The organism is Rhizobium sp. BK512 (assembly GCF_014194915.1).
Lineage (GTDB): Bacteria > Pseudomonadota > Alphaproteobacteria > Rhizobiales > Rhizobiaceae > Rhizobium.
Map to the genome: position 1 here is coordinate 155013 of NZ_JACIAS010000006.1, position 19235 is coordinate 174247.

Below are 19235 nucleotides of genomic sequence, written 5' to 3' on the forward strand. Positions count from 1 at the left end.
AAGTGTTAAGCGCTCTTTTTGCACAGACCAAAACGGGGCGTAATGCCCCGTTTTTTATTGGCTCTTGCCATTGCCTAAAATCCGACCATTTCCATTTACGACGGATGAATACCTGCATGTCATATCGGCCCGAAGCGCCGGTATGACAGATCGCTTGCGCCGCTGAATAACAAGACAGATGGGAACCACATGGGCGCGGACATTTCGGATCGTATTGCTCTTCGCAGAAAGCCGAAACAGGAGCGCAGCATCCAGCGGCTGGACCTTATCCTCAACGCCGCCGCCACTCTCATTGCCGAAAAGGGCGTCAGCGCCATGCGGATGACTGAACTTGCCGTCGCCGCAAACGTTCCGATCGGCTCGGTCTATCAGTATTTCCCCGAGAAGGCGGCGATCGTCAAAGCGCTGTTCGACCGTCATGCGCAGGCAATCCAGCAGAAGACGGCTGAGATGTTCGCGGATGTTCGTTCCCTGGATGAAGCGCTCGACCTGATCTCGGCGATGATCGACTGGTATTACACCGAATACCGCAATGATGCTGCCTATCTCGGCGTCTGGATGGGTACGGAGACAGATCAGGACCTGCTGCGCCTGAACATCGAGCATAGCGGCCGGGTTGCGGAGATCTTCCAGGAAGCTGTGCGTCGTCAGGCGCCGGAATACTGCGATGAGCAGATGAAAGCGCGCACTTACCTTTTCAGCCACCTGATCGGCGCGGCAATTCGCCTTGCGGTCTTGAGCGAAGATGGCCTTGGCGAGCGTATTCTCGACGAATGGAAGCGCGTCATCCGCGCTTCCCTCTTTGCTCCGACATCCGCGTCGGCGGCCTGAACCTTTTACCAGCTCGGCATCATGCTCGCCGCAGCCTTCAGCCGCGGATAGTGACGGGCATAACCTGTCTTCACATCCTGCTCCAGCCCGTCCTCGATGACGGTCGGCGTGATGTTGTCGAGGCAGGCGGTGATATGCGCCGTGATCGCGTTCATCAGCGACAGCGAAACGCCGGGCCGCTTCATGATGCCGATCTGCACCGGGGGCAGGGCAGGGAAGCCGTCTGCCTGGCTCAGGACCTTCATACCCGTCCGAAGTGCCGATTCCGGCATGACTGAAACCGCCATGCCGGCGAGCACGGCCGAGGCGACCACGGTGCAGGACCAGCTCGTGAACAAGACCTGATATTCGCGGCCAACGGCATCGAGTGCCGAACAGGCGAGCTGGCGCCACTGACAATCGCGCCGGCCGACGGCAAGCGGCACCGGCGCATCGTCGCGGATCGGATGGTTGGCGGAACTCACCCAGCAAAGCGGCTCTGTTCGAACCACATCCGAAATGCGCTCGCGCGGATTGTGGGTGACAAGCGCGATATCGAGCTCGCCCTTGTGCATGCGCTCGGCAAGATCGACCGAAGGCTCGCAGACGATGTAGAGTTCCACATTCGGATGCGTCTTGGCGAAACGGCCGATGATCTCGGGCATGTAGCGATCGGCATAATCGTCAGGCGTGCCAATGCGCAACGTGCCTTCCAGCCGGTTGTCGTCGAAGGCGGCGATCGCTTCATTGTTCAGGCGGATGATACGGCGTGCGTAGTTGAGCAGCTTTTCGCCCTCGACCGTCAGGCGGTTGCCGCGCCCGTCCTTGATGAAGAGCTGCTTTCCGATGCGCTCTTCCAGACGGCGCATCTGCATGGAGACGGCAGACTGTGTCTTGTAGACCTTGTCGGCAGCCTTGGTGAAACTGCCTGAGTCTACGATTGCGATGAAGGTCTGCAACTGGTCGATATCAAGAGGCGCCGCCATGATCCCATCCACCCATAAAGATCTCTGATGTTAATCATTAGAAACATTCGTTGGACTGATCAATAGCTCTTTGGCATCTTCGGGGTGCAAATCAAGCAAAGTGAAGGACAGACACCCTGCCTGTCCGCCTGTGACCAGCTTGACCCTTCCTGCACGACCTCGCAGGCGGGGTGGGCTGTTCTGCGCCCCGAAGAAAGGAGAGTTCGATGCGCACTCATGAACAGACACTAGAACTCGACTGCGGCAAGCTCGCCCCGACGTTCATGCAACGTCTTATGGCTGGCCTTGCACCGCTGGCAAACGCCCTTCGCATTGTGCGCAATCGCTCGCAGGTGAACGGGCTGCACGAGCTCGATGACAATCAGTTGCGGGATATCGGCCTGACGCGGGCCGATGTCACCTCCGCTTTCCTCGCCTCGACCTTCTTTGAAGATCCGTCGGAGCACCTGACGCAGGCGGCCAAGCGCCGCTGGCATATTGCGGTCATGCGCCCCTACAGGGACTGAACGCACGCGTTTCCCCGCAGGGTGATAGCCAATAGCCCTGCTGCTTAACCCGGTGATCGGCTTTCCCAAGCCATCTCCGGGTTTTTTTATTTCTTGCCCGGTGTTGACGGGCCTGTGGAAGCGGGATCTTCGGGGGAGGCGGCAGGTTTGGGCCGATAAGCCTCGAAGATCGCCTCGAGGCTCTTCTGATAGCTTCTCTGCACTTCGAGACCGCTGTCGAACATGGCGTTCAGCATCTCGGTATAGCTGTCATTTTCGCCTTTCTGCGCGTCCTTCGGCGGTTCCGGAGCCTTGGCTGCCGGCTGCTGGAGCCCTGCCATCATCTCCTGGAATGCCTTGGCAAAGGGATTGTCGAGGAAGGGATTGGCGGGTTGCGGCTGAGGCTCCGGCTTCGGCACGCTGAACATCAGCTGCATGGCCTGGGTGAACGGATTATCGAAAATGCTGGGTTCGGGTGCGACCTTCGGTTTCGGCGCAAAGCCGGTGCTTTCAAGCCATTTCTGGATCGTCTCGCCCATGGCGGTATTGACGAAGGGATTGACCGGCGAGGCCATCTGACCCGTCGATTGCTTGAAGAGCCCGCCCATCAATGTACCGGCCATGACCGGCAGCATCTGCTTGTAGATCTCCTGTCCGATGCCGGTCATCTGCGCCGCCTGCGCGGCGATGGCGCGCGAGACTTCCTTCGATCCAAAAAGCTGGGAAAGGACGTTATTCCCGTCGGAAATGCCTTCAGGGGTGAAGGCCTTGCTCATGTCCTCGAAATATCTGGCATAATTGCCCGACGCCACCGCCTGCATGAGGCCGACGAAATCATAGGGGTTGCTGGTGCTGCGCTTCAGGCCGGCGGAAAATGCCGGCATCAGCGCCGCTATCGCCTTCGTCGCCTGCTCCTGTGCGAGGTTGTACTGCTTGGCGATGGCATCCATCGCCGCGCCGTTCTGCGCCTGCATCATCATGTCGAAAAGCGGCAGCATGAAAGTCCCTCTCCCAGATTCGCAGCGCATGTTCGTGCCACTATAGCTCGAAATGGGAATGCGCAAACGCCTTTTTGGAGAGAGCCAATCGCCTCTTAGTATTGATATTCCTGGAAGACCGGCTCGACAGAGCCATTCCAGCGGCCGTGATAGAGCGCCAGCAGGTCCTCGGCGAGCGTCGCCTTCTTGGCGAGAACCTCGTCGAGCGGCGCCAGGAAGATGCTCTCGTCGACGCCGTCGCCGTTGAGCCTGTTGCGCGCCTTGAGACCGGCCCGGGAAATATTGACGACCTCACGCGCCGTCTCAATCAGCGCATGGCCGCGGAAGGTGGCTTTGAGGCCTTCGTCCGGCACCACATTGCGCAGCGCAGTCACTTCCGCAAAGCCCCAGTCCTTCGTCAATTCGTCGGCCGCCTGCAGCGCGGCGTCATCATAGAGCAGGCCGACCCAGAAGGCCGGCAGGGCACAGATGCGCCGCCACGGGCCGCCATCGGCGCCGCGCATTTCGAGGAAGCGCTTCAGGCGTACATCCGGGAACAGCGTCGAAAGATGGTTCGTCCAGTCGCCCATCGTCGGCTCGTACGCGGCGATCTCGCCCTTCAGCGCGCCGTTCATGAACTGGCGGAAGGTGACGTGGGTCGCCCGGTGATAGTGGCCGTCGCGCATGACGAAATACATCGGCACGTCCAGGGCCCATTCGGCATAATCCTTGAAACCGAAATCGTCGCGGAAGGTGAAGTCGAGCAGGCCGCTGCGCTGGTTGTCCACGTCGCGCCAGACATCGCCGCGCCAGGAAAGAGCACCGTTCGGCTTGCCTTCGGTGAAGGGAGAAGAGGCAAAGAGCGCGGTTGCCAGCGATTGCAGCTTCATCGACACGCGCATCTTGCGGCGCATGTCGTCTTCCGACGAAAAATCGAGATTCACCTGGATCGTGCAGGTGCGGTACATCATGTCGAGACCGCGGGTGCCGACATCGGGCATGTAGCTGGTCATGATCTCGTAGCGAGACTTTGGCATATGCGGGGTTTCCGCATAGGTCCAAGTCGGGCTGCCGCCGATCCCGAGGAACCCGATGCCCATCGGCTCGGCGATCTCGCGCACCTGCGCCAGATGCTGGTTGGATTCCTTGCAGGTCTGGTGGATGTTTTCGAGCGGGGCGCCCGAGAGCTCGAACTGGCCGCCGGGCTCGATCGAGATGGCGCCCATGCCGCTCTGCTCGCCAAGGCCGATGATATTGTCGCCGTCAAGGATCGGCTCCCAGCCGCTCTTGGCCTGCAGGCCTTTCAAGAGCGCCGAAATGCTAGCCTCGCCGAAATAGGGAACCGGGCTGTTGTCCTTGCGGAAGAAGACGAACTTCTCATGCTCGGTGCCGATGCGGAAACGCTCCTTCGGCTTATTGCCGGCGGCGAGATAATCGGTCAGCTCCTGAACCGAAGAGATCGGCGTCTGGTCGGTAGTATCGCGAGCCATGAAAGTACCTGTATTCGAAGGCGCCGGGGCCGGGGCAATTGGAAGGGTGATTAGTGCGCAAGCCAGCTAAGTTGCAAGTGAAATTGTTTCAACAAGTCATCAAAAAAATAGCGGCACTTCCGCGCATTCGGCATGGGGTAGTCAATTCCAGTCACCGATGGCAGCCTGTATCACCGCCATTGCTGCGACGGCCGCTGTGTCGGCGCGCAGGATGCGTGGCCCGAGCGGAATAGCGGTCACGAAATCGAGGCTGCGCAGCCGCGTCCGCTCCTCTTCCGAGAAGCCGCCTTCCGGGCCGACCAGCAGCGCGAGCTTTCTTTCCGCCACCCTGGTAAGCAGCGGCAGCGGGTTCTGTCCGGCATCGCCCTCGTCGCAATAGATGATACGCCGGTCCGAAGGCCAGCGGTCGAGCAGGTCGGCAAGGCGCATGGGCTCGGCTACATCGGGAATGCCGAGAATGCCGCACTGTTCCGCCGCTTCGATGACATTGGCGCGGATCTTGTCGAGATTGGTAATCTTGCCCTGTACGTGCTGGGTCATGACCGGCTGCAACAGGCCGGCTCCCATTTCCACCGCCTTCTGCACCAGATAATCCATGCGACCGACCTTCAGCGGCGCAAAGAGATAGTGCAGGTCGGAGGGGGCAGGCTGCGGCCTGGTCTTTTCCATCGCCGTCAGCAGGATACGCTTGCGGGTCGGGAATGAGAGGCTCGCCTTCCACTCCCCATCGCGGCCGTTAAAGAGCAGGATTTCCGCGCCGTCTTCCATACGCAGCACGTTGGCGAGATAGTTGAACTGCTCCGAAGTGGCCTCGACGGCGGCATCTCTTGACAAGGGAGCATCGATGAAAAGCCGCTGCATGCGGAAATTGGCGCGCATCTTAAGACCCTGATTCACATGAAGAGCGCGAACATAGCCCAATAAATCACTGCCGCAAGCGCGGCTGAAACCGGCACGGTTATCACCCACGCCCCGATGATCGTCATGAAATGCGACCGGCGGACCAGATAGCGCCGCCGGGCTTCATGGACATTCGGTTCCGGCTCGTCGATCTCGAAGCTTTCGGTCTTGCGGCGTATGAACTCGATACGTCGCTTCGAATGACGCGTGTACCACTCGCGAAAAAAGCCGACGCCGAACACCGAGCCGACGGCGATATGGGTCGTACTGACAGGCAGGCCGAGCCATGAGGCGACGATAACGGTGAAAGCGGTCGAGAGCGCCACGCAATAGGCGCGCGTCGGATTGAGCTTGGTGATCTCCTCGCCGACGAGCCGGATGAGGCGCGGCCCGAAAAGCAGGAGGCCGACCGAGATTCCAAGGGCGCCGATGAGCATCACCCAGAGTGGCGGATGGCCGACCGTGCTGTTATCAGCAATACCGGCCGAATGAACAATCGCCGAAAGCGGGCCGACCGCATTGGAGACATCGTTGGCGCCATGCGCGAAGGAAAGCAGGGCGGCCGAGCCGATCAGCGGAAAGTGGAACAGTGTGCGCAGCGAGCTGTTGCGGTTTTCGAGATTTTCTGCCTGCCGCTGGATGATCGGCCGAGCGGCCAGCCAACTGACAAGACCGATCCCGATGCCGATCAGGAGGATCGTCAGTGAAGGATATCGTTCCGGCGGCGCGAGCTGCAGCACCATATAGGCCATGAAACCGCCGGCCATCACGGCGATCATGACCGGCACCCATTGTCTGGCGGCGGCGATCTTGTCCTCGCGATAGACAATGAGTGTCTTGACCAGATAAAGGAGCCCCGCAGCGATCAGCCCGCCAATCAGCGGCGATGTCACCCAGCTCGCGGTGATTTCCAGCATCACCCGCCAATTGACCGGCTCTAACCCGACCGCTCCCACGCCTGCTCCGATCACCGCGCCGACAATCGCATGCGTCGTCGAAACCGGCGCATTCATCCAGGTGGCGAGGTTGATCCAGAGTGCGGCAGCCGTGAGCGCCGCCATCATAATCCAGCCGAGCATTGCTTGCGGCACTTGCACCGTATCGACGATACTGGAGGAAATCGTCTTGACGACTTCGCCGCCGGCAATCGTCGCGCCCAGCACCTCGAAGATCGCGGCGACGATGAGCGCCTGTTTCATTGTGATGGCGCGTGCGCCGACCGCGGCGCCCACATTGTTGGTCACGTCGTTGGCGCCGATATTCATCGCCATGTAGGCGGCAAGTGCTGCCGCCGCAACTGCTAGCACCGCGCCTGGCCTGTCGAAGACATAGACACCGGCAAAAAGCATTGCCAGGCCGAGAAAGATCAGGCCAAGCCCCGGTGCCACCAGCCGTCGCGAGACATATTTGGCCGCATCCTCGACATGGGTAACCTTGTCGAGATCCTTATCAAGCGTGCGTTTCGTAAGGACGGGGTTGCGTTGCGGCATTCTGTTTCCTGGCCAAGTCCTGCTTTTGCGCTGCCTTTTCTAGCCGCACAAGATGGCAAGACTTATTCTGCCGGAATTTGTTTCGAAATGCCGTCGGAAAGGCGCTCGGTCATGCGCTGCTTGAAGGCGAGAAAGAGATTGCGCAGTTCGGGCTCCTGGACGCGCTTCACCGCTTCATCGCAGGAAACCCACTCGACGACGCGCTCGCCCTTTTCCTTGAAGTTCTTCGCCACGTTCGTCGTTTCGAGAGCATAGACCTGCACCTTGCAGGTCACTTTCAGGCCGTCGCGCAGAACCTTGCGGTACGTATAATAACCGAGGGATTCCATCTCCACCGTGCCGTGCACGCCAGCCTCCTCGAAGGCTTCCTGGGCTGCCACCTCATAGGCGCATTTACGCGCCATCGGCCAGCCCTTGGGGATTACCCAGCGACCGGTGTCGCGGCTGGTCATCAGCAGAACTTCGAGATTGCCGGTCTTCTTCTTGACCCGGTAACAGAGTGCAGCATACTGCTGTCGCGGCGGACGCCGAAACATGAGTTGCACATCGGAAGCCAGGCGGGCAAGAAGAGTCAATTGTCGGGTCACCTTTAGATCGTCGAGCTGAGTCGTTGTTATATTAGCATGGTATGAAAAGCTTGCGCGATCCATACGTGCAAAACGAACCGGGACGCGATTTATTTCATCTTACATAGAAAAAATCGAAGCCGGGCAGGTTTGGAAATTCCGCCATTTTCTGTCCCGAATGCGTCGTCTTGCACAGCTGTACAATATGGGCCTGTCCGGCATCCCAATCAATGCCGCGCCCATTTGTTCCACGGTATTTTTCGAAGTGTGGTAACCATGCGACTTCCGCCCCTCAATGCGATCCGCGCCTTTGAAGCCGTTTGTCGCCACGGCAGCATTCTGAAGGCGGCCGAAGAGCTGGGTGTGGTGCGCGGCGCCGTGCGCCAGCAGATATCGACGCTGGAAGATCATCTCGGCAGCAAGCTCTTCGTGCGCGACGGCCGCAGACTGGTTGCGACTGAAAAGGCGCGTGCCTTTGCCGAGGCAGCGGGAACCGCCTTTACCATCTTGAGGCGCGCTGCCGATGCGTTCGAGGAGGCGGGCAGCCAGCGCATCCGTCTCGGCGTGCCCTCGGCCTTCGCCATCTGGTGGCTGATGCCGCGGGTGGGCGACATGCAGGCGAGCCTTGGCGATATCGAGATCGATATTGTGCCGATGACGGTGGTCGAACCCTTGTCGCAACATCCGGATTTCGATGCCGTGATCATGGGCGGCGAGATCAGATCCTCTGCCGGTATCACAGAGACGCGCTTCATGGAGGATGAATTCGGCCCGGTTGCAACACCTGCAATCGCCGCAAGACTTGCAGACGATATCGCGGCCTTGGCGCAATCCAACATCCTCGTCAGCCGCAGCGCGCCGAAACTCTGGACGGAATGGTTTGCGGAAAGCGGCACGCCGCCGGTTGCCTTTTCCCGTCTTCGGGAATTTGAAGATATTCTTCTGGCTGTTGGCGCCGCCCGGGCCGGCCTCGGCGTTGCGTTGGCGCCGAAGGCCTCGATCGAAGACGATCTCGACCGCGGCATTCTGGTCGCCCCTTACGGCTTCATCCGGCGGCCGGCAGGCTACAGCCTCTGCTGCCGGACATCAGACGCGAAACGGCCGGCCATTGCGGCACTCCGAAGCTGGCTGCTGGGCTCAGGCGGCGCGTCCTGAAAGGGCAGTTTTTCTGCCCTTTCATCAGAAATATCTCCATGCCCGCCCTATCTTTGCCTCGCTAGAACTGAGGGAACGAAAGGGCATGAGATGGAAAAATCTGCGACACGCATAGACTGGATCGGCAATAGCTGCCGCCTGCTGAAGGCAGCGGCTGCGGAATTCGAAAGGACGCTCCCCTTTGCCGGTCTTTCGATCGGCACCGGCATCCATCTGGAGCCGAAGACGGTCGCTCTCCTGATGACACTGCGGGCCGGAGGCGCGCGCCTGATCTGCACCGGCAATCTGAATAGTACGCAGCCGGCAACCGTGGAATTCCTGCGTGCGCAAGGCATCACAGTCTTCGCAACCCAGACGACCGATCCTGTCGCCCACCATCAGAGCCTTGAAGCCGTCGTTGCCGAGAAGCCCGATCTCCTGCTGGACAATGGCGGCGATCTTTTCGCCATTGCCGCCGACAAGCCCTATGCCAATCTGCTCGGCGGCACCGAAGAAACGACATCCGGCCGAACCCGCCTGCTGCCGATGCGCGAAAGGCTCGCCATGCCGATCCTCGTCATCAATGATAGCCCGATCAAGCAATTCGCAGAAAACAAGCACGCCGTCGGCCAGAGCCTGTTCGAAAGCTACATGCGCTTCACCAACCGCTCCACCAACGGCAAACGCGTGACCGTCTTCGGTTACGGCGCCTGCGGCAAGGGCACGGCAACTGCCTTCCGCAATGCCTTCTCGACGGTTAGCGTCGTCGATATCGATCCCGTCACCAGCCTCGAGGCGCATCTCGACGGTTTCATCACGCCGCTCCGCGAACAGGCGATCCGCTCGGCCGACGTGATCGCCACCGTTACCGGTTTCCCCGGTATCGTCACAGCAGCCGATCTGGCGCTGATCAAGGACGGTGCAATCCTCGTGAATGGCGGACATTTCCCGCATGAGATCGATGTGGCCGCTTTCCGCAGCCATCCCGATGTCGTTGATATCGATCGCTACGAGACCGATTTCATCGAGACCTTCCATCTCAAGAACGGCAGGTCATTCCACGTTCTCGGCGGCGGCCATATGGCCAACCTGGCCGGCCCGCGTCCGCTTGGCAATTCCGTGGAATCCATGGACCTCGGCTTCACCCTGCAGGCCCGCTGCCTGGAGCGGGTCGCAAAGCGTGGCGTCGGCGCCGAATCCTGCATCGTGCCGGTTCCGGCGGATATCGATGCGATGGTTGCGAGTGCCTATCTCGATCTGGCGCGCTAGAGCAATTCCAGCAAAAGTGCATCGTGGTTTTGCGTCCGGAATTGCGGAAGGTCGTCAGATGTCGACGACCACCTTGCCTTCAGCCTGCCGGCTTTCGAGGAGCCGGTAGGCTTCGTCCACGTCTCCAAGCGAAAATTGCCGCCGGTCGAGATTCGGCATCAGCGAGCCAGCTTCCACGCGTGATGCGACTTGCTTCAGGATCTCGCCATGATGGGCGCGATCTTCACCCGTCAGCAGCGGTGCCAGCGTGAACACGCCGGAATAGGTCGCGCCCTTGAACGACAATGGTGCCAGCGAATGCGTGCCCCAGCCCAGGCTGGTGACGACATGGCCGAACTTGGCGACAGCCTGGAAGGCGGCGTCGAGCCCCTTGCCACCGATCGTGTCATAGACGATGTCGAAGCCTTTTCCGTCGGTGTACCGGGCAACATAATCTTCCGTAGTCTCCTTGGCATGGTCGATCGGCGTTGCCCCGATGCTGCGGATATATTCGGCCTTCGAACCGCCATCGACGGCAAAGACTTGGGCACCGGCAGCAGCCGCCATCTGCACGGCGATATGGCCGACGCCGCCACCGCCGCCGATGACCAGCACCTTTTGTCCGGGTTTCACCTGGGTACGTTCCGCCAGGCCTTCCCAGGCGGTAATTGCAATCAGCGGCAAGGCCGCTGCCTCACGCATGGAGAGATTGCGCGGCTTGAGGGCCACGAGATCGGCATCGACGGCCGCAAATTCGGCAAGCGATCCCTGCAGGCCGCCGACACCACCGGTCATGCCATAGACTTCGTCACCAGGGCGAAAGCCTTCGACGCTTGGGCCGACCGTTTCCACGATACCTGCCATATCGATGCCGAGGATGGCGGGCAGGGGGTGACGGGCATGCGCGGCCTCACCGGCCCGGATCTTCAGATCCAGCGGATTGAGTGCGGCCGCCTTGATGCGGACGAGGATCTGGCCGGCCTGGGGCGATGGCCTTGCGATATCGGTAATCTTGAATTCTGAATTCTGCGCCTCGATAAGCGCGGCTTTCATCGTGCTCATGGAACTCTCCTTGGTTTGTTGGACGCAGAATGCCTCATTGAATTATGAATGAAAATGAAAGATACAGAATGAAGATCATGCAATTTTGTTTGAGGCTAGGCTGTTGGAATGGAGCGATCTCAAACTCTTCCTCGCGATCGCACGCCTCGGAACACTCGGTGCCGCGGCGCGCAGCCTCGGGCTGACGCAGCCGACCATGGGTCGCCGTCTCCGAGCGCTTGAGACCTCGCTTGGCCAGACGCTCTTCCAGCGCACAGCCGACGGTTTTGTCCTGACCGATGAAGGCACGACTGTCTTCGCTCATGCCGAGCGCATGGAAGAGGATGCGCTCGGGCTGGAGCGCGAGCTCGCCGGCCAGAGCAGGCAGCTCGATGGCTTGCTGCGGCTTTCCTCGTCGGACTGGTTCGGCGCCCATGTTCTTTCACCGGTGCTTGCCGAGTTCTCTGCTGCCTATCCCAAGGTCGTCATCGAACTGCTGACTGACAGCCGGCTTCTCAGCCTCTCACGTCGGGAAGCCGATATCGTCTTCCGGATTGCGCCTTTCACCGAGGCCGAGGTCATATCCCGCAAGCTGCTGCATATCGATTATGGTCTCTATATCCGCCGCGGTCTGCCGCATCCTGAGGCGGGCGATGGTAAAGGCGCCCGGCTCGTCACAATGGACGAGGCCTTCGGCGGCATGCCCGATGTCGGCTGGTTGCAGCGGCAGTTGCCAAAGGCGGATATCGCCATGCGCAGCAATAACCGCGACGTGCAGGCGACGCTCTGCGCCAGAGGCGCCGGTCTTGCCGTCCTGCCGCGCCCGCTTGGCGACGCCATCCCGGCGATCGAACCTGTCGATCTCGGCGAGCCGCCGCCAGGTCGCGATACCTGGGTTGGTTATCACCGCGATATGAAGCGGCTGGCGCGGCTGAGGGCGCTTCTGGATCTCGTCATCGAGAGGCTGGCGCAATAATCGCCCGCTCAGCGCTCCCAATAGGGGACCGGACCGTAAAGCTCGGCCAGAAAATCGATGAACAACCGAACCTTGGCCGGCAAAAACTGGCGGCTCGGATAGACTGCGGAGAGGGTCACATTGTGTGAGCCCTCGTAGGCCGGCAGCACCTGTATGAGCTTGCCGTTTTTCAGCTCTTCGCCGATATCCCATGTGGAGCGCAGCGCAATGCCGAGCCCGGCAATGACAGTTTCGCGGATCACTTCGCTGGAATTGGTGATCAGCATGCCCTCGGGCCGCAGGCTGAAGGCGCCGTCCGGCCCATCCAGCCGCCAGACGTCATTGTTATGGGCGGGCAGGCAGCGGTGCTGCTTCAGCTCTTCGATATGTTTGGGCATGCCATGAGCGGCGATATAGTCGGGCGAGGCGCAGAGCACGCGGCGCACAGGGGCCAGCCGCCGCGCCACGAGACTGGAATCGGTGAGTTCCGCGATCCGGATGGCGAGATCGAAGCCGCCGCCGACGATGTCGCTGAATTCATCGGTCAGCACCAGATTGATCGCCAGCTCCGGATGCGCCTCCATGAAGGCTTTCAGATATGGCGCGATATGCATGCGGCCGAAGGAAGTGGGGGCGGAAATTTTCAGCGTGCCGTGCATCTGCGCCGAGCGGCCGGATATATAGAATTCTGCTTCCTCCAGCCCCGCCAGAATGCCGAGGACGCGGTCGTAGAAACCTTGGCCGGCTTCAGTCAGCGAAATCTGTCGCGTCGTACGTTGCAAAAGCCGCGTGCCCAACCGGTCCTCCAGCCGCTTGATGCGCTTGGAAACGACAGCAGGGGAAAAGCCGAGCGCGCGGCCGGCGAGCGACATGCTGCCGGTTGAAACGACCTTGGCAAAGATTTCGAGATCACCCAGATTGGTCATAAGCTTTTATAACTTTTTCCCTTTTGGCATAAGTGCTTAACATTTGCGCCGGTATCGGGAAAGTGCTAAGCCAAAAGAACCGGTTGCAGGGAGGATTTGTCACCGGTTTCCGTCATGTTGGCCGAGGGAGAACGCCATGTCCGACGCCATTTCGTTCCTCGCTCCGCGTCCTGACGTTCTGGCGCGCCGCAAGGAAATCGTTGCCGATCTCGTCGATCTCCTGCCGCGGGAATGCCTGATACACGAAGCGCGCGAACTCGTGCCTTTCGAGACGGATGCATTCGTCTCCTATCGCCGCCTGCCGCTCGCCGTTGCCTTGCCGCATTCGACCGCGGAAGTGGCGGCCGTGATGAAATACTGTTATCGCTATGGCATTCCGGTCGTCCCGCGCGGCGCCGGCACCTCGCTCTCGGGCGGCGCCATCCCGCAGGAAGATGCCGTCGTGCTCGGCCTGTCGAAGATGAACCGCATCCTTGAAGTCGATTTCGCCAACCGCTGCGCTGTTGTTCAGGCAGGTGTGACCAATCTCAATATCTCCGAAGCCGTCTCGGCGGACGGTTTCTTCTATGCGCCTGATCCGAGCTCGCAGCTTGCCTGCACGATTGGCGGTAATATCGGCATGAATTCCGGTGGTGCGCACTGTCTGAAATATGGTGTCACGACCAACAACCTGCTCGGCGTCAAGATGGTGCTGACCGATGGCACAGTCATCGAACTCGGCGGCAAGGCGCTCGATGCCGCAGGCTACGATCTTCTCGGCCTGGTCTGTGGCCATGAGGGCCAGCTCGGCATCGTCACGGAAGCGACGGTGCGCCTGATCGCCAAGCCGGAGGGCGCCCGTCCTGTGCTGTTCGGTTTCGAAAGCTCGGAAGAGGCGGGCCGCTGTGTCGCCGATGTCATTGCCGCTGGCATCATCCCCGTCGCCATCGAATTCATGGACAAGCCGGCGATCGAGATCTGCGAAGCCTTCGCCCATGCCGGCTATCCGCTCGATGTCGGCGCGCTCTTGATCGTTGAGGTCGAGGGATCGGAAGCGGAAATGGACGATATGCTGAAAAGCATCGTGGAGATCGCTCGCAGACACGGTGTCAGAACCGTGCGCGAATGCCAGTCGGCCACCGAAGCGGCGTTGATCTGGAAGGGACGCAAGTCGGCTTTCGGCGCCACCGGTCGCATTGCCGATTACATCTGCATGGATGGCACCGTGCCGCTGAGCCAACTGTCTTTCGTGCTGCAGCGCACCTCGGAAATCGTTGCCTCTTATGGCCTGCGCGTCGCCAATGTCTTCCATGCCGGCGATGGCAATATGCACCCGCTGATCCTCTTCAACGCCAATGATCCCGAGGATGCCGCCAGGGCCGAAGCGGCTGGCAACGATATCCTCAAGCTCTGCGTCGATGCCGGTGGCTGCCTGACCGGCGAACATGGTGTCGGCATTGAAAAACGCGACCTGATGCGCCATCAATATTCCGACGTCGATCTCGCCCAGCAGATGGCTGCGCGATCAGCCTTCGATCCGCAATGGCTGCTGAACCCGTCAAAAGTCTTCCCGCTCGAGGGGCGTTCGGCCGCATGATTGATCTGGTGCCGGCAAGCGAAGAGGAAGTCGCGGCCATTATCCGCGCGCATGCGCAAGAGGGTAGGGCGCTTGCCATCAGCGGCGGCGATACACGCTCTGGTTTCGGCAATGCAGTGGAGGCGGAGGCCCGCCTGCGCTCGATCGCCCTCTCCGGCATCGTCGCCTATAATCCCGGCGAGATGGTGATGACAGCAAGAGCGGGCACGCCGATCGCCGAGGTCGAGGCGGCCCTTGCCGAAAACGGCCAGATGATGGCCTTCGAGCCCATGGACCACCGCGCCCTGATGGGCACGTCGGGCGAACCGACGATCGGCGGCGTCTTTGCCGCCAATGTCTCAGGTCCGCGCCGGCTCGTGGCGGGAGCGGCGCGCGACAGCCTGCTCGGCATACGTTTCGTCAATGGCAAGGGCGAGATTGTCAAGGCCGGCGGCCGCGTAATGAAGAATGTCACCGGCCTCGATCTGGTGAAGTTGCTTTCCGGCTCGCACGGCACGCTCGGTTTCCTCACTGAAGTGACCTTCCGCGTGCCGCCACGCGCCAAGACCGAGGAAACCGTCGTCATCTCCGGCCTCAATGATGCCGAAGCCGCAAATGCGATGGCGGCAGCCATGGCCCTGCCGGTGGAAGTCTCCGGCGCTGCTCATCTACCCTTGACCGTCACCTGGAAATTCCTCGGTGGCGAGTTGCCGGAGGGAGAGGCAACAGTGCTGCGCATCGAGGGCCTGCCTGGTTCTGTAGACGCGCGGGCGGACAAGCTCCTGTCGGCCATGGTGCCCTTCGGCCACGCCGCAAGGCTCGGCCAGACGGCGAGCCGTCAGCTCTGGCAGGAAATCCGTGATGTCGCCCCCTATGCCGATCAAACGCAGCGACCTGTCTGGCGCGTGTCGGTCGCACCTGACATCGGCCACCAGCTGGTCGCGGCGTTAAGGCTCGAAGCTGGGGTCGATGCGTTCTACGACTGGCAGGGGGGGCTCGTCTGGATGCGCATGGAGGCTGATCCCGAGGCTGATCTCCTCCGCCGTTTCGTCATGGCGCTCGGCGGTGGCCACACGACGCTGATCCGCGCCCCGGCCAGTGCCAGAGCCGCGATATCGGCCTTCCATCCCGAGGAAGAGGCCGTGGCCTTGCTGTCGCGTCGGGTGAAAGAAAGCTTCGACCCGGCGGGGATTCTTAATCCGGGCAAGATGGCGAGACACTGAAATGCAGACCAACTTCACCCTCGCCCAGCTTGCCGATCCGCATGTGGCCGAATCCGAGCAGATCCTGCGCAAATGCGTCCATTGCGGTTTCTGCACCGCTACCTGTCCGACCTATGTCACCCTCGGCAATGAGCTCGACAGCCCGCGCGGGCGCATCTATCTGATCAAGGACATGCTGGAGAACGACCGTGCGGCCGATACCGAGGTCGTCACCCATATCGACCGCTGTCTTTCCTGCCTTGCCTGCACCACGACCTGTCCCTCCGGCGTCGACTACATGCATCTGGTCGACCATGCCCGGGTTCACATCGAGAAGACCTATAAGCGGCCGGTCATGAACCGGCTGACGCGCGCCATTCTGGCGGCGGTGCTACCCTATCCCGGCCGCTTTCGCGCGGCCCTTGCGCTTGCCCGTATCGGCCGTCCGTTTGCTGGCCTGATGCGCGGCGAGGCGCTGAAGCCTTTTGCAGCCATGCTGGCGCTTGCGCCGTCAAGCGTTCCGGCACCATCGCTTTTTGCCCGGCCCGGTCGTCATCAGCCTCAGACCGAGCGTCACGGCCGCGTCGCGATCCTGACAGGTTGCGCGCAACCTGTTCTCGATCCCGCCATCAACGAGGCGACCATTCGCCTGCTGACGCGCCTGGGCGTCGAGGTCGTCGTGCCGGAAGGCGAGGCTTGCTGCGGCGCCCTGGTTCACCACATGGGCCGCGAAGAACAGGCGCTCGCCTCGGCGCGTTCCAATATCGATGTCTGGATCCGCGAGATCGAGGCTGGCGGCCTCGACGCGATCATCATCACCGCCTCCGGCTGCGGCACGACGATCAAGGATTACGGTCACATGCTGCGCCTCGACCCTGCCTATGCCGGCAAGGCGGCGCGCGTATCGGCGCTTGCGAAGGACATCACCGAATATCTGGCCGGCCTCGAACTGCCCGCTCACACGCCGAAAGGCATTACGGTTGCCTATCATTCAGCCTGTTCGATGCAGCATGGCCAGAAGATCACCACCGCGCCGAGGCACCTGCTGAAGGCGGCCGGTTTTACCGTTCGCGATCCGGCCGAAGGCCATCTCTGCTGCGGCTCCGCCGGCACCTACAACATTCTGCAGCCGGATATTTCCGCAAGCCTTAGGGACCGCAAGGTCAGGAATATCGAAGCGACGAAACCGGATATCATCGCCACGGGCAATATTGGCTGTATCACCCAGATCCGGTCGGGCACATCAATACCGATCCTGCACACTGTCGAGCTTCTGGACTGGGCTTACGGTGGTGCTGTGCCTGAAAAATTAAGGGATTTGCCGCTAGCCTGAATACACCGATTCATTGGCCGATTTCGTGGGCCGATCTCAGGAGTTCTGGCTATGTGGCGTGGATTGATGGTGCTTGCCGTATTGCTCGGCGCGGCTGGTGCGGCGCACGCAGACGGCCGCTATTTCTGTTCTGCAGACGACAAGGATGTGCGCTTCACGCTCGAAAGCGCTTTTGAAGATGGAGGCGGCCATCAGCTGATCCATTTCCGCGGTGCGCTGATGCTCAAGGACGACAATAAATCCAAGAATTTCGGCAAGCGGATCCTCGAATCGAAGGATTTGACGAACCGCTGGTCGCGCGATGGCGATCTGCGCCTGGAAGTCTTCACGACAGAAGGGGCCGACGCCGAAAGCGAGTCACTGGATCTTGCGGTTCTCGCAAGCCAGCACGGCAAGACTTCGCCGGATTTCGGCGGCACCTACAGCTTGCGGATCGAAGGCAGCACAAGCTTCTTCGTCGTCGAAGGCAAGGTGAGCTGCGGCAAGAAATAGTCCCGGACCTCTCTCCGTTTGACGCAATTCCAGCGAAACCGCTGACATTTTTGCTGGAATTGCTCCGGATCACCAGTGATAGGAGATACCGACATTGACCGCGTTGGTGACGATGTTCGTCTTCAGGCGGTCGCCGCTGTCGATCGGAACATCGACGCGCGAATAGGTACCCTTGTATTCCACGAAGGTCGACCAGTTGTCGGTGACGCGGAAGTCGACGCCGGCCTGTGCCTGGAAGGTTACGCCGCCGAATTCGTAGTCGAAGGTCGTGCCCTGGGGACGGGTGACTTCGACATGCGGAATGTTCACGCCGACGCCGGCGCCAAGATAGGGGGTCCAGCGGCGAGCCGGGTCCTTGAAGCGATAGAGGCCGTTGACGGTCAAGAGATTCAGGCCGTCGGTGAATTCGAAATGCGTCCAGCCCGGTGAACGCGCCATGGTCTCGTCGTCGGCATAGACCTTGTCATGGGTGTAGTCGAGAGAGACACCCCAGTTTGGCAGGTTGAAATCGCCCAGCCACCAGGTGACGCGGCCCCCGTAGTAAGGCGGGCTGCCAAAGGATTTGCCTTCCCAGCCGGCGCTGAAGGAGGTGCCATCGGAAACATCGATATGGCTATGCGGTGCCGTCTGGTAACCGCCATAGATGGAAAATTCCAGATCTTCAGCCGAAGCCGTGCCGGCCATCGCGAGAGCGGAAAAGGCAAGGCCTGCCAGAAGCGAGGGGGCCAGAAGCGGCGTGGCCAAGAGCGAGGTGGCCAAGAGCGAGGTGGAAAGACGCAATGCATATGCCATTGAATATCCCCGAAGCACCAGAAAGGTTATCGGTTCAATTCTGTGGCAGAGTTCTGTGTCACAATCTTAAAGGAGAAAAAGGCGCACCGGGTGCGCCTTTATTTTTATTGAAAGTGTTGCTCAACCGCCAAACATGGTCCGCAGAATGTCGATGCCCTTGTCCTGGAAGGCGACGTTGCCCTGCTTGTTGCCGGGGCCGACGACGATGACCTTGGTGCCGACGGAAACGCGGCTGTAAAGGTGCGAAACGTCGTCATTCATCATGCGGATGCAGCCGGAGGACATGTTGAGGCCGATCGTCCAGGGCTGGTTGGTGCCGTGAATGCGGAAGATCGTGTCGCGGCCGCCCTTGTAGAGATACATGGCGCGTGCACCGAGCGGATTGTCCGGGCCACCGGGCTGGACGGCAGGAAGATTGTGGCCTTCGCGGGCCTCGCGGGCGCGCATCTCGGCCGGCGGTGTCCAGCTCGGCCATTCCGACATGCGGCCGACCGTGACCACACCTGACCAGCCGAAACCATCACGGCCGACGCCGATGCCGTAGCGCGTGGCGCGGTTGTTGCCTTCCACGAGGTAAAGGAACTTGTTGTTCGTATCGACGATGATCGTGCCAGGCTTCTCGCTGGTGGATAGACGAACCACGCGCTTGCGGAACTGCGGCTTGATCTCGCGGGTCTGCTTGACGCCACGCACCGCGTCCGTTGCCGTCATCACCGGTTCAGCGCTGACGGTCACAACCGTACAGGACAACGCAACGGCCGCCGCCGCTGCGAGCCTCAGAAATTGCTTCATATTCGATACCCTCTCCTTCAGGACTGCGTAGAGGCTAGTCAAATCGGTTTGAATTTCAAGC

At 60.7% G+C, this 19235-nt stretch carries 19 protein-coding genes; 9 read left to right on the forward strand and 10 right to left on the reverse strand.

Annotated features, from left to right (window positions below; all coding sequences use genetic code 11):
* The first annotated feature begins 189 nt into the window (after positions 1-189).
* Positions 190-831 carry a TetR/AcrR family transcriptional regulator gene (locus tag FHX06_RS21350; RefSeq protein ID WP_183880767.1) on the forward strand — a complete coding sequence of 214 codons (642 nt, stop codon included), beginning with the start codon at positions 190-192 and terminating at the stop codon, positions 829-831.
* 5 nt (positions 832-836) lie between these two features.
* On the opposite strand, the gene FHX06_RS21355 is transcribed toward FHX06_RS21350, so the two are convergent.
* The gene (locus tag FHX06_RS21355; RefSeq protein WP_112541456.1) at positions 837-1796 is read right to left on the reverse strand and encodes a LysR substrate-binding domain-containing protein; all 960 of its coding nucleotides are present in this window, start codon (positions 1794-1796) and stop codon (positions 837-839) included.
* A gap of 206 nt (positions 1797-2002) precedes the next feature.
* Here FHX06_RS21355 and FHX06_RS21360 point away from each other — a divergent pair, with 206 nt between their 5' ends.
* Positions 2003-2302, forward strand: coding sequence for a DUF1127 domain-containing protein (locus FHX06_RS21360; RefSeq protein WP_112541455.1), 300 nt, complete (start codon positions 2003-2005; stop codon positions 2300-2302).
* 86 nt (positions 2303-2388) lie between these two features.
* Here the strand turns inward: FHX06_RS21360 and FHX06_RS21365 are convergent, their stop codons facing one another.
* The 5 genes from FHX06_RS21365 to FHX06_RS21385 form a co-directional block, all read right to left on the reverse strand.
* Positions 2389-3279, reverse strand: a complete 891-nt coding sequence (locus FHX06_RS21365) for a DUF937 domain-containing protein (protein ID WP_183880769.1) — start codon at positions 3277-3279, stop codon at positions 2389-2391.
* 95 nt (positions 3280-3374) lie between these two features.
* On the reverse strand, positions 3375-4748 hold the full coding sequence (locus FHX06_RS21370) for a glutamate--cysteine ligase (RefSeq protein WP_113147046.1): 1374 nt from the start codon (positions 4746-4748) through the stop codon (positions 3375-3377).
* Between the two features lie 141 nt (positions 4749-4889).
* A complete protein-coding gene (locus FHX06_RS21375; RefSeq protein ID WP_183880771.1) occupies positions 4890-5627 on the reverse strand; it encodes a 16S rRNA (uracil(1498)-N(3))-methyltransferase in 738 nt (245 codons plus the stop codon).
* 14 nt (positions 5628-5641) lie between these two features.
* Positions 5642-7138 (reverse strand): inorganic phosphate transporter, encoded by a 1497-nt coding sequence (locus FHX06_RS21380; protein WP_112969797.1) that lies wholly within the window; start codon positions 7136-7138, stop codon positions 5642-5644.
* A gap of 62 nt (positions 7139-7200) precedes the next feature.
* Positions 7201-7713 carry an NUDIX hydrolase gene (locus FHX06_RS21385; protein WP_112970227.1) on the reverse strand — a complete coding sequence of 171 codons (513 nt, stop codon included), beginning with the start codon at positions 7711-7713 and terminating at the stop codon, positions 7201-7203.
* A 267-nt stretch (positions 7714-7980) separates the two neighbouring features.
* Here FHX06_RS21385 and FHX06_RS21390 point away from each other — a divergent pair, with 267 nt between their 5' ends.
* Together FHX06_RS21390 and FHX06_RS21395 are read left to right on the forward strand one after the other, a co-directional pair.
* Complete coding sequence (locus FHX06_RS21390; RefSeq protein ID WP_183880773.1) at positions 7981-8859, forward strand: LysR substrate-binding domain-containing protein; 879 nt, start codon at positions 7981-7983, stop codon at positions 8857-8859.
* A 90-nt stretch (positions 8860-8949) separates the two neighbouring features.
* The gene (locus FHX06_RS21395; RefSeq protein WP_183880775.1) at positions 8950-10107 is read left to right on the forward strand and encodes an adenosylhomocysteinase; all 1158 of its coding nucleotides are present in this window, start codon (positions 8950-8952) and stop codon (positions 10105-10107) included.
* Between the two features lie 54 nt (positions 10108-10161).
* Here FHX06_RS21395 and FHX06_RS21400 read toward each other — a convergent pair whose 3' ends face one another.
* Positions 10162-11148: a zinc-dependent alcohol dehydrogenase family protein gene (locus FHX06_RS21400; RefSeq protein ID WP_183880777.1), complete on the reverse strand. Its 987-nt coding sequence runs from the start codon at positions 11146-11148 to the stop codon at positions 10162-10164.
* A 103-nt stretch (positions 11149-11251) separates the two neighbouring features.
* Between FHX06_RS21400 and FHX06_RS21405 the strand changes: the two genes are divergently transcribed.
* The gene (locus tag FHX06_RS21405; protein ID WP_183880779.1) at positions 11252-12103 is read left to right on the forward strand and encodes a LysR family transcriptional regulator; all 852 of its coding nucleotides are present in this window, start codon (positions 11252-11254) and stop codon (positions 12101-12103) included.
* An 8-nt stretch (positions 12104-12111) separates the two neighbouring features.
* On the opposite strand, the gene FHX06_RS21410 is transcribed toward FHX06_RS21405, so the two are convergent.
* Positions 12112-13008 (reverse strand): LysR family transcriptional regulator, encoded by an 897-nt coding sequence (locus tag FHX06_RS21410; RefSeq protein ID WP_112541446.1) that lies wholly within the window; start codon positions 13006-13008, stop codon positions 12112-12114.
* 136 nt (positions 13009-13144) lie between these two features.
* Between FHX06_RS21410 and FHX06_RS21415 the strand changes: the two genes are divergently transcribed.
* From FHX06_RS21415 to FHX06_RS21430, 4 genes are read left to right on the forward strand one after another with little or no spacing between them, the layout of a single operon-like run.
* On the forward strand, positions 13145-14584 hold the full coding sequence (locus tag FHX06_RS21415) for an FAD-linked oxidase C-terminal domain-containing protein (protein ID WP_183880781.1): 1440 nt from the start codon (positions 13145-13147) through the stop codon (positions 14582-14584).
* Positions 14581-15786 carry an FAD-binding protein gene (locus FHX06_RS21420; protein WP_183880783.1) on the forward strand — a complete coding sequence of 402 codons (1206 nt, stop codon included), beginning with the start codon at positions 14581-14583 and terminating at the stop codon, positions 15784-15786. Before FHX06_RS21415 ends, FHX06_RS21420 begins: the two co-directional genes overlap by 4 nt.
* 1 nt (position 15787) lies before the next feature.
* Positions 15788-17098 (forward strand): glycolate oxidase subunit GlcF, encoded by a 1311-nt coding sequence (gene glcF / locus FHX06_RS21425; protein WP_183880785.1) that lies wholly within the window; start codon positions 15788-15790, stop codon positions 17096-17098.
* A gap of 51 nt (positions 17099-17149) precedes the next feature.
* Positions 17150-17590 carry a hypothetical protein gene (locus FHX06_RS21430; protein WP_112541442.1) on the forward strand — a complete coding sequence of 147 codons (441 nt, stop codon included), beginning with the start codon at positions 17150-17152 and terminating at the stop codon, positions 17588-17590.
* Positions 17591-17659: 69 nt separating this feature from the next.
* Here FHX06_RS21430 and FHX06_RS21435 read toward each other — a convergent pair whose 3' ends face one another.
* Entirely contained in the window at positions 17660-18382 is a 723-nt protein-coding gene (locus FHX06_RS21435) for an outer membrane protein (protein WP_281413420.1), read from the reverse strand.
* 120 nt (positions 18383-18502) lie between these two features.
* Positions 18503-19174, reverse strand: a complete 672-nt coding sequence (locus FHX06_RS21440; RefSeq protein ID WP_112541440.1) for a L,D-transpeptidase — start codon at positions 19172-19174, stop codon at positions 18503-18505.
* Between the last annotated feature and the right edge of the window lie 61 nt (positions 19175-19235).